This window comes from Allofrancisella guangzhouensis (genome assembly GCF_000815225.1).
Classification (GTDB): Bacteria; Pseudomonadota; Gammaproteobacteria; order Francisellales; family Francisellaceae; genus Francisella; species Francisella guangzhouensis.
This window is the reverse complement of sequence record NZ_CP010427.1, coordinates 883,760-899,481: the sequence shown is the minus strand read 5'-3', so window position 1 is coordinate 899,481 and position 15,722 is coordinate 883,760. Positions and strand designations below refer to the sequence as shown.

Genomic DNA, 15,722 nt, shown 5'->3' with positions numbered 1-15,722 from the left:
AGTAACTTTATTTCTCTAGCATTTTACAAAAATATTTTAACCAATCTTAATACTAGCTTTAATAATTTGAGAACCATCTCTTTTAGTAGCATGTTCTACAATATTTTATTTTCTTTGCTAATTTGTATGACTATATACACCACTTTGGGAAATTACAGTATTTTTCTACAGTCTATGGATGAGGTACCTCTAGTTACTATTTTTAGCTTAATAAAACAGAATTCTTTTACAGTTTATACACTGCTTGAGGTCACTTTTATTCTATTTAATCTAATCACGGTAATTTCTGCTTTAGTATATATCACAAAGATAACTAACAAATTCTATATTAAAGTAGCAATTAGTATAATCCCTTTATTAATTACTATAAGCTTGATTCTTCAAGGCGCCGCACACGTTAGTTTTTCAAAAATGTTTGCTCTTCACCTTATTATAATATTTATTTTTCTCTTTGATATTTTCATAATCAGCTGGATTTATGATGCACAAAAGCTTAGTTATGAGATCTTAAAGAACACAAATATCAAGTTATCTCCTATATTTAATATCTCCTTAAGGATTATTATTCCTTTTATTTGTATATATATAATAGTCGGATATATTTTTTTATGTAAATCAGTAATATTACAAATATTAATAGCTGTAATTTGCATGATTATCTACATATCAACAGGTATAATATCTAACAAAGTTTTTAATAAGAGAAAGTTTTAACATGTTTTTTAATAAAAGAAATAATAAAGATGAGTTAAAAAAACTTGCAGCTATCGAAGCTAGTAAATTAATTACTCCAAACATAATCTTAGGTGTTGGTACTGGTAGTACAGTTAAGTTTCTTATAGAAGAGCTTGTTTATTATAAAGATAAAATAGCAAACGTTGTATCTAGTTCTGAAGATTCCACTGAAAGGTTAAAGAAATTAGGGTTTGATGTAGTAGATCTTAACTACGCTGGTGAAATTGATTTGTATATAGATGGTGCTGATGAATGTAATACTCATAAAGAGCTTATAAAAGGAGGTGGCGCTGCTTTAACACGTGAAAAAATATGCGTCGCTGCTGCAAAAAAATTTATATGCATTATAGATGAGTCAAAAAAAGTTGATATTTTAGGTAATTTTCCCTTACCAATAGAGGTGATACCTATGGCTAGAAGCTATGTTGCACGCCAGATAGTAAAACTTGGTGGTCAACCAGTATACAGAGAACAGACTATTACAGATAATGGCAATATAATCTTAGATGTACATAACCTAAGAATTGATAACCCTATAGAGCTAGAAACTAAGCTTAATCAAATAACAGGTGTTGTCGCTAATGGTATTTTTGCATTAAAAACAGCTGATACTGTTATTATGGCCAAAAAAAATGGTGAGATTGAAACTTTTTAAACACTCAAAAATGATATTCTTACATTATTTTATTATACAAGTAACACTATTTTCTAATAACTTTTTTAACCATAAAAGGGATCATTGATAATACAGCTAAAACACTCAAAGCCAATATAATTTTTTTATCTAAAAAGCTCTCATTATTAGTACTTAATTTCTGACTTATGTGCGTACCAATCCATACATACATAAATGTAATTGGAATAATTCCTATCAAAGTAGTAAAAAAGAAAATACTATTTTTAACTTTTAATATACCGGCTAAAATGTTTGGTACAAAAAACGGTATAGGTAACAATCTTGCTAAAAATAATACTATAATAGGATATTTCTCTACCATATCTTTAAATTTAGATACTAGCTTATATTTAGAGTTTTTAGATACTTCTCCCCAACTATATTTTATAAACATAAAGGCTAACATACCACCAATTGTTGCAGATGCTAGAGATATAGCAAATCCAAACCACAAACCAAAAAACAAACCAGCTAACATTTTTAAAGCTGGTTTTATTGGTATAGAAAAAAAGACTGTTAATACATAAACACACCCGAATACTAAAATTGCTTTTATAAAATGGAAGTCTACGTAGCGTTTAAATTTTTTATACATGTCTACAATTTCACCAAAAGAAAAATATTTTGATCCATTAAACACGAAAAATAAAACTAGCCCTCCTACGAGAGATAACAGTAAAAAAAATCTTTTCAAAAAGGTTAAATAATTAGAAGAATTCACAAAATAGAACCTCTGCAAATAAAGGTCTATTTAGATAATAAACCTGCAAATATAGATTAAGCTAACGCAGCTTTTGCTTTTTCAACTACAGCAGCAAAAGCATCTTTATTGTACACTGCTAATTCAGCTAAAGCTTTTCTATCTAACTCAACACCAGCTTTATTTAGACCATTAATTAGTTGGCTGTAGCTCATATCATACTGTCTTGCTGCTGCATTGATACGAACAATCCATAAAGATCTGAAAGTTCTTTTCTTAACCTTACGATCTCTATAAGCATATTGACCTGCTTTAATTACAGCTTGCTTAGCTACTCTATATACTCTTGAGCGAGCACCGTAGTAACCTTTTGCTTGCTTTAAAACTTTCTTATGACGTGCACGCGCTGTTACGCCTCTTTTTACTCTTGACATAATCTAATTCTCCACTTTAAAAATATTACAAACAAACCTATGCATAAGGCATTTGTTGAACTAAACTAGCAGTATCAACTTTAGCCACTTGATTCATACCTCTTAAGTGACGCTTTCTTTTAGTTGTCATCTTAGTATTGATATGAGCACGATTTGCACAACGGTGTTTAAAACCACCATTACCTGTCTTTTTAAAGCGCTTAGCTGCACCACTTTTTGTTTTTAACTTTGGCATATTTAAATACTCCGCATTGTTATAAGTTATTTTTATTACATCTGTTTTTTCTTTGGCCCTAAAACCATTATCATCTGGCGACCTTCTACTTTAGGTTGTTGCTCCACTACACCATGTTCAGCTGCATCATTTGCCATACGGTTAAGCATTTCAATACCTAACTCTTTGTGTGACATTTCTCTACCTCTAAATCTAAGTGTAACTTTTACTTTATCGCCTTTTTCTAGGAACTTAATCAGGTTGCGTAGTTTTACCTGATAGTCTCCCACATCAGTTACAGGTCTAAGCTTTATCTCTTTGATCTGTATCTGCTTTTGGTTCTTTTTAGCTTGTGCTTTTTTCTTACTTTGTTCAAATAAGTGTTTACCATAGTCCATCAAACGACAGACCGGTGGCTTAGCATTTGCTACCATTTCAACCAAATCAACATTAGCTGCTTCTGCTAATGCTAACGCTTCATTGATAGATACAACTCCAATTTGCTGACCATCAACTCCAACTAAACGCACCTCTTTAGCTTTTATTTGCTCGTTTATAGGCGCTTTTTTATCCGCTTTAATAACTATTTTCCTCCAAGAAAATTATTTTTTTATTTCTATCTGTTGTTTCAAGAAAACACAAAAGTCCTCTATTGACATTTGTCCTAGAGTCTCGCCGTTTTGCTTTCTCACAGTTACAATTTCCTGCTCTTGCTCAGTTTTACCTAGAACTACTAAATAAGGTATACGCAAAAGAGTATGCTCACGTATTTTAAACCCTATCTTCTCATTTCTCAAGTCTATTTTTACCCTAAAACCTTTTTTTTCAATAGATTCAAATACTTGATTACAGTACTTATCTTGTTGATTACTAATCCCCATTACCACAACTTGAGCTGGCGCTAACCATAGGGGCAAATTACCAGCATAGTGCTCTATTAACATGCCTATAAACCTTTCTAAAGAACCAACTATTGCTCTATGCAACATTATAGGAATTTGCTTCTCTCCATTTTTATCTATATAGGCTGACCCTAATCTTTGTGGCATCGAAAAATCTACCTGTATAGTCCCACACTGCCAGCTTCTACCAATAGCATCTTTTAAATGAAACTCTATTTTAGGTCCATAAAAAGCGCCTTCTCCCGGCAGCAACGTATATTTAACATTATTCCTTTGTAAAGCATTTTTCAAAATCTGCTCCGACTTATCCCATATTTCATCACTACCGATTCTATTATCAGGTCGTAAGGCAATTTTTACTTCAAAATCATCAAAACCAAAATCTTTGTAAACTTCAAAGCATTGTTTTACCATTAAGCTAACTTCACTTTCAACCTGCTCAGCTGTACAAAAAACGTGTCCATCATCTTGAGTAAAACTTCTAACTCTAAGCAACCCATGTAAAGATCCAGATGGTTCATTTCTATGTACCACCCCAAATTCTGCCATCCTCACAGGCAAATCTCTATAACTGTGTAGTTTAGTATTATAAACTTGCACGCACATTGGGCAATTCATAGGTCTAATTGCAAAATCTTTATTCTCTGATTTTGTTGCAAACATGTTTTCAGCATATTTAGAAGCATGGCCTGATTTTTCCCATAAACTAAAATCAGCTATCAAAGGAGTACGTATCTCTTTACAACCATATTTATTATTAGATTTCCTCATATAGTCTTCTACTTCACGCCAAATTTTTACTCCATTATCGTGCCAAAATGCAATCCCTGGAGACTCTTCTTGAAAGTGAAACAAATCTAACACTTTACCAATTTTTCTATGATCACGTTTTTCTGCCTCTTCAAGCATATGTAGATATTGATCAAGATCTTCTTTGGTAGCCCAACATGTCCCATAAATCCTTGTTAACATCTCATTATTAGCATCCCCACGCCAATATGCTCCTGCTATCTTAGTTAATTTAAAAGCTTTTAATATAGAAGTATTTGGAACATGTGGACCTCTACATAAATCACTAAAATCCCCCTGAGTATAAATTTTTAAACTTTCATCAGAGATACCATTAATTATCTCAATCTTATAACTTTCATTTTGCGAGCTAAAAAAATCTATAGCCTCTTGTTTTGAAACTACTTTGTAGTCAACTGGTATAGATTTCTTAGCAAGCTCCTTCATTTTGCTTTCTATGTTTTCAAGGTCTGATTCACCTATAGATTCTTTAAAAGAAAAATCGTAATAAAAACCGTTCTCTATTACTGGACCTATAGTCACCTGTGTTTTAGGGTATAATTGCTTAACGGCATGTGCTAGCAAATGAGCACAGGAGTGGCGTAATATCTCTAATCCCTGAGGGTCTTTTAAAGTAACTAAGTTTACCTTACTATCCTTAACTATAGCATCCTTGGCGTCTCTTAACTGCTCATCCACATAAGCAGCTAATGTGATTTTTGCTAAACTTGGAGATATAGATTTAGCTATCTGTAATGAATTAACTCCTTGCTCAAACTCTCTAATAGAGTTATCTGGAAATGTAATTTTTAACATAATTGTTTCTTCTTATTTTATGAAAATGCTCATCAATCAAACATGAAATTTAATTATATTATATAGCTATGATTATGTAAATTTTTATCTGATTTACACCCAGGGCAATTGCATTAAAAAATAAGTACAAATCTAAAGCAATATCAATACAGGTAACCAGAGAACATGGAGGATAAAATTATAGGATTTATAGATATATTCTACTAACTTATAAACTTAAATTTATTTTAGTGGTGCTGAAACACTAGCTTGTACACGCTGGTTACTTTTGTCACTCTTATCAACACCTGGAAGAGTATCATAATAGCCAAACCCTTTGGTTATTATTTTCTCTTTATCTAAGCCTAAAGATCTCATGTAACTAGCAACTGCTATTGCTCTCTTTTCAGAAAGCTTTTGGTTGTAAACTTCAAATTCACCACCAGTTTGACCTTGCGATGCGTAACCTTTAATTGTTACTGATGCGATATTGCTATCCTTAATAAAACCTACAAAAGAAGATATTGCTTCTTTACCCTTTTGATTTAACTCAGCACTATCATAGGCAAATTTAGTATCTAAATAAACAGTTACGTCATCACCATCTACTGTGTAGCAAGCAACACCATCTTTAGTTAAGTTAAAGTTACCCTCACATTGTTTTATACCTTTTGGCAATACATATTTAGCTTCATCAACTTTTGACACAGCTGCAACAGCACCTGTTCCTACAGCTATTTTAGCGCCATCATCTTTTATATTTGCAGTGCTTGCACTAGCAGCAGAATTACCGCCAAAAAACCAAGTAAGCCCTGCTCCTATCATATTAGTTCCTGCAGCTGCATTGATTTGTTGACCTCCACCAGATATTGGGTTTGGAGCCATTGTTTGTATATACCTGTAGTCAACGCTAGCTTGAACATCTCTAGATAACTCAAACTTAAGTCCGCCACCTACGTCCCATGCTCCTGTAGCACGGCCAGCAAGATTAGCCCAACCAGCTCCCCCTACAGCATATGGAGTAAACATAGTATTATTTGTAAGGTTAATTACACCTTCACCTAAACCACCAAACATGCCGTTATATGTAGCAAACTGATTATATTGAACTGCTAAATATTTATTGAAATTATAACCTACTATACCATTCCAACCAGAATTAGAACCTTTGGAGTTCATGTTATTAGCAAAACCACTAACACCCACACCTAAATACCACTGACCTGACCTATCCTGCGGTCCCCAAGTATTATTTTCATTAGTTATAGAACTCCAAGTGTTAGCAAAAGGTTTCATAATCGTACTTGAAATACTCGTATCTGTTGAAAAACTATCATTAACTGTAGCATTTGCAGCCACATCTGCAAAAGTCATAGTTGCTGTACCAAACAGCATTGACATAGCCACAACAATATTCTTTAATTTCATAAAAACTCCTTTTCACATGCTAAACATGCGTTAGCTTAATAAATATTTACCATAATCGTAATTAAAGTATACTATATGGAGCTATTTTTCAACCTTTTTATCTAACGGAAATTAAATTAATCTATGATGAAAAGATTATCTCTTATTGAGTTAATTGCTTATATTTATTTAGAAGTTGCTCTTTTGTCTCTATACGAGTTGGATCAACAACTATACATTTTATAGGACAAACTTTTGTACACTGAGATTCAAGGAAATGTCCTACACATTCCGTGCATTTAGCAGAGTCAATCTCATAATATTCTTCTCCCTGAGATATAGCTTGGTTAGGACATTCAGGCTCACAAATATCACAATTAATACAATCATCCGTTATCAATAATGCCATTTACTTACCTTTATATTTTTTCTCTATTTCTTGAAATACAACTTCTGGTACAAACTCCCCTAGACGTCTATAATCATGTATTGCTACAGCTCTTACCATCGTTGAGGAAATACAAGAAAATTTTTCACTAGGTGTCAAAAATATAGTTTGGATACTATCATTTAATTTACTGTTAATACTAGCAAGCTGATATTCATAGTCAAAATCTGAAACTGCTCTTAATCCCCTAACAATAGAACATGCTTGATACTTAACTGCTGTATCTACTAGTAACCCTTGAAAACTTATAACTTTAACCTTCGTATTATTTTTAAATACTGTTTTGACAATTTTTTCACGCTGATCCAAGTCAAATAATGTTTTTTTACCATAAGCTGTTGATACAGCTATTACTATTTCATCAAAAATATTCAAAGCTCTATCAACTAAATCAACATGCCCATTTGTGATTGGATCGAAAGTGCCAGGATAAATAGCTATTTTATTAGTCATAATCCTAAAATAAGCCTAACTCTAGCTTTGCCTCTTCTGTCATCATTTCAGAGTTCCAAGGGGGGTCAAACACCATTACAACATCAACCTTATCTACATTTGGTAACATTGCTACTCTTTTTTCTACATCTGTCATTAATACAGGACCCATACCGCATCCTGGTGCTGTTAGAGTCATATCTATTATTATATGATAGTTGCCACTTTCTAGTTTCCTAGTTACCACATTATAAATCAAACCAAGATCAACTATATTTACTGGGATTTCCGGATCATACACAGTCTTCATCTGATCCCAAATAGCCTCCATATTGATATGGTCTCCTGCTTTTATATTATAATCTTCGACAGGATAGCGTACTATTTTTTTACCAATAGCATCAGCATCTTTACCATCTAGATGGAGTAAGTTTCCATTAACATTTAAAGTAAAACTTCCACCTTTATCTTGGGTTACAAGTACTTCTTGCCCTGGCATAAGCTCAATCTCATTACCAAATGGGACTGCTATTGCTTTTACTTGCCTTCTTATTATTGTCACATCTGTTGGTTTCATTTTCATTCCTAAACTGTAAAGCTTTCGCCACAACCGCAACGAGCTAACTCGTTCGGATTAGAGTACTCTAACTTATATAAGCCAAATTCATGTTTAACATAGTCTATCTTTAATCCATTAAGAAAATTTTTAGATTTATCGGATACAAAAAATTTTAACCCATGTTGGACTACTTCTGTAGTTTCTAAAGGCTTACTCTCAACAAAATCTATATCATAAGATAAACCTGAACACCCCATAACTTTAGTACCAACGTAAACTCCTATACTTTGCGGATACTTTTCTAAATGTTTTCTAAAGTGTTTCGCAGCCGCTTCTGTGACCTCTAATATATTATTACTTATGGGATGAAAAATTTCTACCATAGCACTAAACCTCTTATTTTATTTGACTATTTTAATTGAGATATTACTTTTTTCAAAGCAGTTATAAACAAGTCTATCTCTTCAAATGTGTTATACATGCCAAATGATACCCTAACTGTTGACGTAATTCCAAATCTGTACAATAATGGATGCGCGCAATGCTTGCCTGTACGCACACAAATTCCTTTTATAGCAAGTAACTCACCGATATCTCCGGAATTACAACCATCTACAATAAAAGTAATCACCCCTGCTTTATGCCTTGCTTTTCCAATAATGTGTAAATCTGGTACCTTTTCTAACTCAATAGTCGCATAATTTAAAAGTTTTTGCTCATAATTAGCAATATTTTCCATACCGATAGAGTTAACGTACTCTATTGCTCGACCAAAACCAATGACTCCAACTATGTCAGGTGTACCAGCTTCAAATTTATACGGAGGTAATGCAAACATAGTTTTTTCGATAGTTACATCTTCAACCATATCACCACCATAGTTATAAGGAGGCATTTGATTTAATAAATCGTATCTTCCATATAAAACACCAACTCCTGTAGGACCATAAAGTTTATGGCTAGAAAAAACAAAAAAGTCACAGTCTAAATCTTGAACATCTACTTTAGTATGAATTACAGCTTGAGCTCCATCAACCAATATAAGAGTATTTGGATTAATATTCTTAACTTCACTGATAATCTGCTTTATAGGATTGATCGTACCTAATACATTTGAGCAAAGTGTAACAGCTAAAACCTTAGTTTTAGAAGTAATTAAAGACAATAAATTATTTATATCAAGCTCACCACTATCAGTAATTTTAGCGACTTTAAAACTAAAATTTTTATTTTTGCAGAGCATCTGCCATGGTACAAAATTTGCATGATGCTCCATTTCAGTAACCACTATCTCATCACCCTTGCTTAAAATAGCATTTCCTAGAGAATTGGCTACTAAATTAATAGCCTCTGTACTACCCTTTGTCATTACAATTTCATCTTTGGAATTTGCATTGATAAAATCTTTGACTATATTACGAACGTTTTCATATCTATCACTAGCTTCTTGACTTAAAAAATATACTCCTCTATGTACATTAGCATAACTAAAAGTATAAGCATTAGCTACCGCATCAATTACTACTTGAGGCTTCTGTGCCGAAGCTCCTGTGTCAAAAAAAATTACTGGTTTATTATTTATACCTTGAACCAAAAAAGGAAAATCTTTCCTGATTTTAATAATATCAATCATTTTTGTGCCAAAACTTAAAATCATATAAAAACAGAACAATTATACTAAATTAGTATAATTTTACTAGAGTTTGATTACCTAACATACAGGAACATTAATAGCTAAGCCACCTAAAGATGTTTCTTTATATTTACTAGACATATCCAATCCTGTTTGATACATAACTTTTATGACATAATCCAAACCAACAAAACGTTTTTCACCTGAATCAAGGTAAGCAAGTTTAGCTGCATTTATCGCTTGAACAGCACCCATAGCATTACGTTCAATACATGGAATCTGAACCAACCCTCCTATAGGGTCACAAGTAAGCCCTAAATTATGCTCCATAGCTATCTCAGCGGCTGATTCTATAGAGTCAATATCACCACCAAGTAAAGCACAATATCCAGCCGCAGCCATTGAGCAGGCCACGCCTATTTCACCTTGACAACCTACTTCAGCAGCTGAAATAGATGCACCTGATTTATATAAAATCCCTATTGCCGCACAAATAAGCAAATACTTATCTATACTTTCTTCAAGCACAGTTTCAGTTAAATGTTTATGTGTTTCAATATAGTATTTTAGTACTGCCGGTACAACTCCTGCAGCACCATTAGTAGGTGCTGTAACTATACGCTCTCCACATGCATTTTGCTCATTTACAGCTATAGCATATGCATTTAAATAATTAAAATCCGTATTAATAACGTTTTTCTCTCTAAGCTTTTTAATCATGCTAGGGGCTCTTTTTCGCACTTTTAATCCACCTGGTAGTACCATCTCCGGGCAGTTTAATCCCTTTTCGATTGAATTATTCATAGCTTGCCAGATTTCTTTTAATTTAATACGCGATAGTTCTTCACCATAAGCCACTTTTTCATTTTCAAACATTATTTTGTCAATGCTTTTTTTCTCTTTTTCGCATAATTGACGAAGCTCCGCCATATTTGCAAATTTATATGGCTTATCACAAGGTTTTTCTGTAGGCACCTCATCTTTTTTTATCTGCTTTTTATCTACTATAAAACCTCCTCCTATAGAGAAGTATTCTTTTTCACAGAGGAGTTTATCTCCAGCAAATAACGAAAAACGCATACCATTAGCATGCTCAGGTAAAAATTCATTATAATGAAAAATCAGATCTTTGTTGTAATTAAAATCAATGGTAAATTGTTGATTTAAATCTAATTTTTCGTTAGTCAAACAATTACCATATAACTTCTTAGCTACCTCTATATCTAGTGATTCTGGTAAAAAACCCATAACACCTAAAATAACCGCATAATCAGTTTTATGACCTTTTCCAGTCAAAGCAAGAGATCCATAAAGGTCTATTTGTATACGTGTTGTTTTTTGTAGATACTCTTTATAAACGTTTACAAAATTACAACCTGCCCGCATAGGACCTATAGTATGAGAAGAAGACGGTCCCACACCAATAGAAAAAAGTTCAAAAGTACTTTCCATAATACCCTCCTAACCCAAGGATACAAAAAATATTAGACTGAATAATTATAACCTATTTTAAACTTTTTTCTCTAACTTTCCAGTCAGGCATATAATTTGCTACATAAGAGTAAAAATCTTTAGAATGGTTTGGATGTGTCAGATGAGCTACTTCATGAAGTATAACATACTCAATAGCTTGAATATCTCTAAGTACAAGATCAACATTAAGATTTATAATCTTTTTAGTGTGGTTACAAGACCCCCACCTCGTTTTGACCTTTTTAATTACAACTTTTTGCACTTCTTGATTAGTAATTTTCAAATATTTAGCTACCAAATTATTTAAAATAATATCAGCTTTATCTCTATAAAATTCTTCTAATAATATTAGCTTAAATTTTCTATTCGATATAACACTTGAATTCAAATAAAATACTAAAGATCTTTCTTTTTCAACAAGCAAATTTTGCTTTGATTCTATAAGCTCCACAGTGTACTCCTTACCGAGAAAAAACACTTGGCTTCCTTGATCTAAATTATACAAATTATAATTATATTTTTTATTAACAACAATCCTATTTCGGTGTTTCTCTATCCAAGCTTTCCTTGTTTGCAAAATATCAAAAATCTCTTTCTTTGAGAAACTTCGAGGTGACGTTACTACAACATTTCCTCCTGTATCCAGAGCTAGTTTAAGGTTTTTAATATTTTTGTAAACTATCTTTATATTTTCCATTTGATTTTATTTTCAACACTTATATCTTTCCAACAAAATAAATAGACTTTAAAGTGTACTTGATAAAAGCCTATTCATATTACCCTAATTAAATTGGTATGTTTTGTAAGACCCTAAAACTTTTAAAAAAGTGCTTTTTTTCAACACTTCCAAAAGTGCCAATTGAACATGATGATCATCTTCTGATCCTTCAAAATCGATAAAAAATAAATAATTCCAAGCTCTATCCCTAGATGGACGAGACTCAATCTTCGTAAGATTAATACTATGCTTACCAAAGACGTTAAGAATGTTCACCAAAGCATTTGTCTTATCTTCTACAGAGAAAATAATCGAAGTTTTAAATTTAGTACTAACCTGTTCACCTAACTCAAGATTATCATAACCCATTAACAAAAAACGTGTGTAGTTAAAATGTTCATCTTCAAATCCAGTTTGGAAAACCTCAAGACCATAAGTTTCTGCCGCAAGTTTACTTGCTATCGCTAGATAATTATCTTTCTGTTTTTCAAAAATATATTTAGCCGCTCCTGCAGTGTCAGCAAATGCTTGAGGAATAAGCTTAAGTTTTTTTAGGCTCTTTGAGCATTGAGCTAGAGCCTGAGGATGAGATATTACAGCATCAATAGTTGAAAAATCCACACCTTGCAAGCCCATTAAGCAATGCTGAATTTTAAGAACTATTTCAGCTTTAACCTTTAAATTACTTTTTATAAGCTCATCGTAAGCAGGGATTACAGAACCTGCTAAAGAATTTTCTACTGGTAAAATAACAAACTTTGATCTACCACTTATAGTCTCTTCTATGGCATCAAAAAAAGACAAACACGGAATAGCTTCAAACTCCTCTATCCCTTGTGATTTTAGAAAGCTTGATACTGCTTGCTCAGAGTAGGCTCCATGTTCGCCCTGAAAAGATATTTTAAGCATTTAGATGTAAAAAAAAATTCCTTTACATAAAATGATACAGTTTTTTGAAGAAATTATAAAATGATTTGGTTTCATCTACTAGAAAATAATTAATCTAAATATTCTCTCTGATGATGCAAAGCCTGTTTAATTCCGTCTTTAATTTCAGCCGATGGTAAGCAATAATATTTAGCCAATAATGTAGTAATAAAACTTACTAGCAATAATATTAAAGCTGCCAAATAAAAATCTAATGCTCCTGTACCACCAAAATCACTAAAATATGAAACTGCTGTAACTGCTATAATATAAAACCAAAACCAAGTAGACTCTTTAAAATTCCATAAAATTCTAGCTGATTTATCTGCCCCAAAATTTCTATACAAAGCTAATAAAAAAATAGCTATAAAAATTGCAAACCCAGATTTGGAAACAATTGACCAACCACTCCATAAAAATACTAATGTAGATGCAAAAACTCCCAAAACTGATATTAAGAAAGCTGCTTTTAGCCTAAATGGTCTTTCCATATCTGGCAAACGATATCTCATCGCGACAGTCGAGGTGGCACCTGTTAGATAAGTTAACGATATTAATGAAGTAAGAAAAGCAGTCATTGTTTTCCAGCCTGGAAAAGGCGCAAACATAATCATAGCAACTAAAAAGTTTAAAACTATAGCATAAATGGGTTTATTTACAGTTGGATTAACCTTGTTAAGTATTTTTGGCATATAACCATTTGCAACCATAGCATTTAATGAATTAAGAGCAACACAAAAATATAAAAGCCCTGCAACTAATGGAAATAGTATTGCACCAAAGTATAATAAGTACATAACCCAGACTTGACCGAACTGTCTTGCCAATAGCGCAAAAGCTCCGAAACTTGAACTATACCCTTTTGAAATAATATCTAAATCCCATACATTATTATGAACATATTTAGACACAACCAGTAGATATGCTACTTGCAAAAGCAAAAATATAACTAAACATATAAGTATAGTACTTAAGGTAGCTATAGGGATAGATTTTTTAGGGTTTTTTGTATTTCCTGCTAACTCAACTATAGTTTTAAATCCAACGAAAGCATAACCAATACCGCCTAATGAAACTGCTGACAAAATCCCGTTTATACCAAATGGTGTAAACTCTAAATTAGATTCCAGCGTTACATCCTTAAGCTCTGGCAATGAGAAACAAAAAACTATAAAGGCCAACGCTATCGTTGTCGGAACCAAAATTTTAAACAAAGTAATTACATTATTTATTTTCACCAACCAGCGTAAAGAGTAAAAGTTAAATGCACAAAAAACTAGTAATAAAACAACAGCTATTGGAATGCCTTGCATTGTTAAAGCACCATTGTTCTGCAGATCTATCAAACCGGGGTAAAAAACAGCAATATACTGTAATACTGCTTGAACTTCAATTGGAGCTAATACCAAATATGAGATCCATGTAATCCAAGCAAAAATATAGCTTATCAAAGTTCCATGTGTAATGTGAGGGATTCTTGAAGTTGAACCTTGCACCGGCACGATAGTACAGCTCTCAGCAAATGTCAAAGCTATAAAAATCATTAGTAATGCCCCTATAATCCAAGAAATTATTGAAGCTGGACCTGCATACTCTGAAGTGTACTGGGCTGAAAACATCCATCCTGAACCCATAATAGCACCTATACCTATCGCTATAAGGCTACCTATAGTTAATTTGTCTTTTATCATAAAAAATTCTTTATCTTAATTACAACACCTAAGTGAGTCTATTAGTTTATTATTTTAGAGTAAAAAAGTAAAGCTTAAATAATTATAGATACTCATGTCTTATTACCCTTTGATTAAGAGTTGTAACTACCTCATATTCTATTGTATGTAATAACTTAGCTAGTTTTCTGACGCTATTTTCTTTCTGCGGGAGATCAGAAATTAACTCCACCTTTGCACCAACTTTTATATCACAATCATTTCGGCCTAATGACACTGCTAAAGCATCCATGTTTACCCTGCCAACTATTGGATATTTTTTTTGATTTATATACACACTTCCTTTACCTCCTAATTGACGTGAAAAACCATCGCCATACCCTATAGGCAATATAGCTATAAACTCATCATCACTACCTTTGTAACTTATTGAATAGCCCACATATGAAGCTTCTGATAATTTTATAACTTTTATAACTTGAGTGTAAAGCTTCGCTACAGGCTTGATAATTTTAAGTGAATCAGCAACCTCAAACTCGGGCAAAAAACCATAGCTTAAAATACCTGGCCTCACCATATCATAAAAAATCCCATTTTGACCTATGCTGCCATAAGAATTAGCAAAATGACATATAATATTTGGATCTAAACTCTTTACATGCTTAACTATAGCTTCAAATTTTTCACTTTGTAGTTTATTGAAAAAATGATCCTTTATATCAGCACAAGCAAGATGACTATATACCCCCTCTAGAAATATATACTCTGACTCAAATACCCTTAGTATAATTTCTAATGCTTCATCGTAATCAACACCTAGCATATTCATACCTGTATTTACAAATAAATGTGCTTTAAGTTTTTTAGAGTATCTCTTGGCATATTTTTCTAATTTTTGAATATCATCCAAATCATGAATACTAAATCGAATATTTTTATCTGCGAGTTCTTGTATAGTTTCTTGTTCAACAGCACCAAAGATCAATATAGGAACATTATCACTATTTTTGTACACTCCTAAAGCTTCACTAGCACAAGCAGTTGCATAGAAGTCAACTATATCTTTAGTATTTTTTACAATAATCTCTAGTCCATGGCCATAAGCATTTGCTTTTACAGGTAAACAAAACTTAGTTCCTGTATATTTTTTAATAGCTAGGATATTATTTCTTAAAGTGTTTATATTTACCTCAAGAACGTTAACATTCAT

17 protein-coding genes are annotated in these 15,722 nt (G+C 32.4%); 1 reads left to right on the top strand and 16 read right to left on the bottom strand.

What is annotated here, in order from left to right; translation table 11 throughout:
* Positions 1-715: 715 nt before the first annotated feature.
* Positions 716-1,390, top strand: a complete 675-nt coding sequence (gene rpiA / locus SD28_RS04250; protein ID WP_039124419.1) for a ribose-5-phosphate isomerase RpiA — start codon at positions 716-718, stop codon at positions 1,388-1,390.
* A 46-nt stretch (positions 1,391-1,436) separates the two neighbouring features.
* Here the strand turns inward: rpiA and SD28_RS04245 are convergent, their stop codons facing one another.
* The 16 genes from SD28_RS04245 to alr form a co-directional block, all read right to left on the bottom strand.
* Positions 1,437-2,006, bottom strand: coding sequence for a TVP38/TMEM64 family protein (locus SD28_RS04245; RefSeq protein ID WP_052251918.1), 570 nt, complete (start codon positions 2,004-2,006; stop codon positions 1,437-1,439).
* A 182-nt stretch (positions 2,007-2,188) separates the two neighbouring features.
* On the bottom strand, positions 2,189-2,545 hold the full coding sequence (gene rplT, locus SD28_RS04240) for a 50S ribosomal protein L20 (protein ID WP_039124417.1): 357 nt from the start codon (positions 2,543-2,545) through the stop codon (positions 2,189-2,191).
* A 37-nt stretch (positions 2,546-2,582) separates the two neighbouring features.
* Complete coding sequence (gene rpmI / locus SD28_RS04235; protein ID WP_039124415.1) at positions 2,583-2,780, bottom strand: 50S ribosomal protein L35; 198 nt, start codon at positions 2,778-2,780, stop codon at positions 2,583-2,585.
* A 35-nt stretch (positions 2,781-2,815) separates the two neighbouring features.
* On the bottom strand, positions 2,816-3,340 hold the full coding sequence (gene infC, locus SD28_RS04230; protein WP_039124413.1) for a translation initiation factor IF-3: 525 nt from the start codon (positions 3,338-3,340) through the stop codon (positions 2,816-2,818).
* Between the two features lie 21 nt (positions 3,341-3,361).
* Complete coding sequence (gene thrS / locus SD28_RS04225; protein ID WP_039124411.1) at positions 3,362-5,266, bottom strand: threonine--tRNA ligase; 1,905 nt, start codon at positions 5,264-5,266, stop codon at positions 3,362-3,364.
* 222 nt (positions 5,267-5,488) lie between these two features.
* Entirely contained in the window at positions 5,489-6,673 is a 1,185-nt protein-coding gene (locus SD28_RS04220) for an OmpA family protein (RefSeq protein ID WP_039124408.1), read from the bottom strand.
* 142 nt (positions 6,674-6,815) lie between these two features.
* Positions 6,816-7,061: a YfhL family 4Fe-4S dicluster ferredoxin gene (locus SD28_RS04215; protein WP_039124406.1), complete on the bottom strand. Its 246-nt coding sequence runs from the start codon at positions 7,059-7,061 to the stop codon at positions 6,816-6,818.
* Positions 7,062-7,553 (bottom strand): pantetheine-phosphate adenylyltransferase, encoded by a 492-nt coding sequence (coaD, locus tag SD28_RS04210; RefSeq protein ID WP_039124404.1) that lies wholly within the window; start codon positions 7,551-7,553, stop codon positions 7,062-7,064. It abuts the gene before it with no gap.
* Positions 7,554-7,557: 4 nt separating this feature from the next.
* Positions 7,558-8,109, bottom strand: a complete 552-nt coding sequence (sufT, locus tag SD28_RS04205) for a putative Fe-S cluster assembly protein SufT (protein WP_039124403.1) — start codon at positions 8,107-8,109, stop codon at positions 7,558-7,560.
* Between the two features lie 8 nt (positions 8,110-8,117).
* Positions 8,118-8,474: a HesB/IscA family protein gene (locus tag SD28_RS04200; protein WP_039124401.1), complete on the bottom strand. Its 357-nt coding sequence runs from the start codon at positions 8,472-8,474 to the stop codon at positions 8,118-8,120.
* Positions 8,475-8,500: 26 nt separating this feature from the next.
* Positions 8,501-9,724 carry an aminotransferase class V-fold PLP-dependent enzyme gene (locus SD28_RS04195; RefSeq protein WP_039124400.1) on the bottom strand — a complete coding sequence of 408 codons (1,224 nt, stop codon included), beginning with the start codon at positions 9,722-9,724 and terminating at the stop codon, positions 8,501-8,503.
* Between the two features lie 78 nt (positions 9,725-9,802).
* Entirely contained in the window at positions 9,803-11,176 is a 1,374-nt protein-coding gene (locus SD28_RS04190; RefSeq protein WP_039124398.1) for an L-serine ammonia-lyase, read from the bottom strand.
* Between the two features lie 52 nt (positions 11,177-11,228).
* Positions 11,229-11,894 (bottom strand): M48 family metallopeptidase, encoded by a 666-nt coding sequence (locus SD28_RS04185; protein ID WP_039124396.1) that lies wholly within the window; start codon positions 11,892-11,894, stop codon positions 11,229-11,231.
* Between the two features lie 84 nt (positions 11,895-11,978).
* Complete coding sequence (gene pheA, locus SD28_RS04180) at positions 11,979-12,824, bottom strand: prephenate dehydratase (RefSeq protein WP_039124394.1); 846 nt, start codon at positions 12,822-12,824, stop codon at positions 11,979-11,981.
* A gap of 89 nt (positions 12,825-12,913) precedes the next feature.
* Complete coding sequence (locus tag SD28_RS04175) at positions 12,914-14,533, bottom strand: APC family permease (RefSeq protein WP_039124391.1); 1,620 nt, start codon at positions 14,531-14,533, stop codon at positions 12,914-12,916.
* An 82-nt stretch (positions 14,534-14,615) separates the two neighbouring features.
* On the bottom strand, positions 14,616-15,722 hold the full coding sequence (gene alr, locus SD28_RS04170) for an alanine racemase (RefSeq protein WP_039124389.1): 1,107 nt from the start codon (positions 15,720-15,722) through the stop codon (positions 14,616-14,618).

Coding starts and splice junctions, on each gene's coding strand:
- SD28_RS04220 (WP_039124408.1), bottom strand. CDS start 6,673: ATGAAATTAAAGAATATTGTTGTGGCTATGTCAATGCTGTTTGGTACA.
- SD28_RS04245 (WP_052251918.1), bottom strand. CDS start 2,006: ATGTATAAAAAATTTAAACGCTACGTAGACTTCCATTTTATAAAAGCA.
- rpmI (WP_039124415.1), bottom strand. CDS start 2,780: ATGCCAAAGTTAAAAACAAAAAGTGGTGCAGCTAAGCGCTTTAAAAAG.
- SD28_RS04185 (WP_039124396.1), bottom strand. CDS start 11,894: ATGGAAAATATAAAGATAGTTTACAAAAATATTAAAAACCTTAAACTA.
- rplT (WP_039124417.1), bottom strand. CDS start 2,545: ATGTCAAGAGTAAAAAGAGGCGTAACAGCGCGTGCACGTCATAAGAAA.
- sufT (WP_039124403.1), bottom strand. CDS start 8,109: ATGAAACCAACAGATGTGACAATAATAAGAAGGCAAGTAAAAGCAATA.
- SD28_RS04195 (WP_039124400.1), bottom strand. CDS start 9,724: ATGATTGATATTATTAAAATCAGGAAAGATTTTCCTTTTTTGGTTCAA.
- SD28_RS04190 (WP_039124398.1), bottom strand. CDS start 11,176: ATGGAAAGTACTTTTGAACTTTTTTCTATTGGTGTGGGACCGTCTTCT.
- thrS (WP_039124411.1), bottom strand. CDS start 5,266: ATGTTAAAAATTACATTTCCAGATAACTCTATTAGAGAGTTTGAGCAA.
- SD28_RS04215 (WP_039124406.1), bottom strand. CDS start 7,061: ATGGCATTATTGATAACGGATGATTGTATTAATTGTGATATTTGTGAG.
- alr (WP_039124389.1), bottom strand. CDS start 15,722: ATGAATGTTAACGTTCTTGAGGTAAATATAAACACTTTAAGAAATAAT.
- rpiA (WP_039124419.1), top strand. CDS start 716: ATGTTTTTTAATAAAAGAAATAATAAAGATGAGTTAAAAAAACTTGCA.
- SD28_RS04175 (WP_039124391.1), bottom strand. CDS start 14,533: ATGATAAAAGACAAATTAACTATAGGTAGCCTTATAGCGATAGGTATA.
- SD28_RS04200 (WP_039124401.1), bottom strand. CDS start 8,474: ATGGTAGAAATTTTTCATCCCATAAGTAATAATATATTAGAGGTCACA.
- pheA (WP_039124394.1), bottom strand. CDS start 12,824: ATGCTTAAAATATCTTTTCAGGGCGAACATGGAGCCTACTCTGAGCAA.
- coaD (WP_039124404.1), bottom strand. CDS start 7,553: ATGACTAATAAAATAGCTATTTATCCTGGCACTTTCGATCCAATCACA.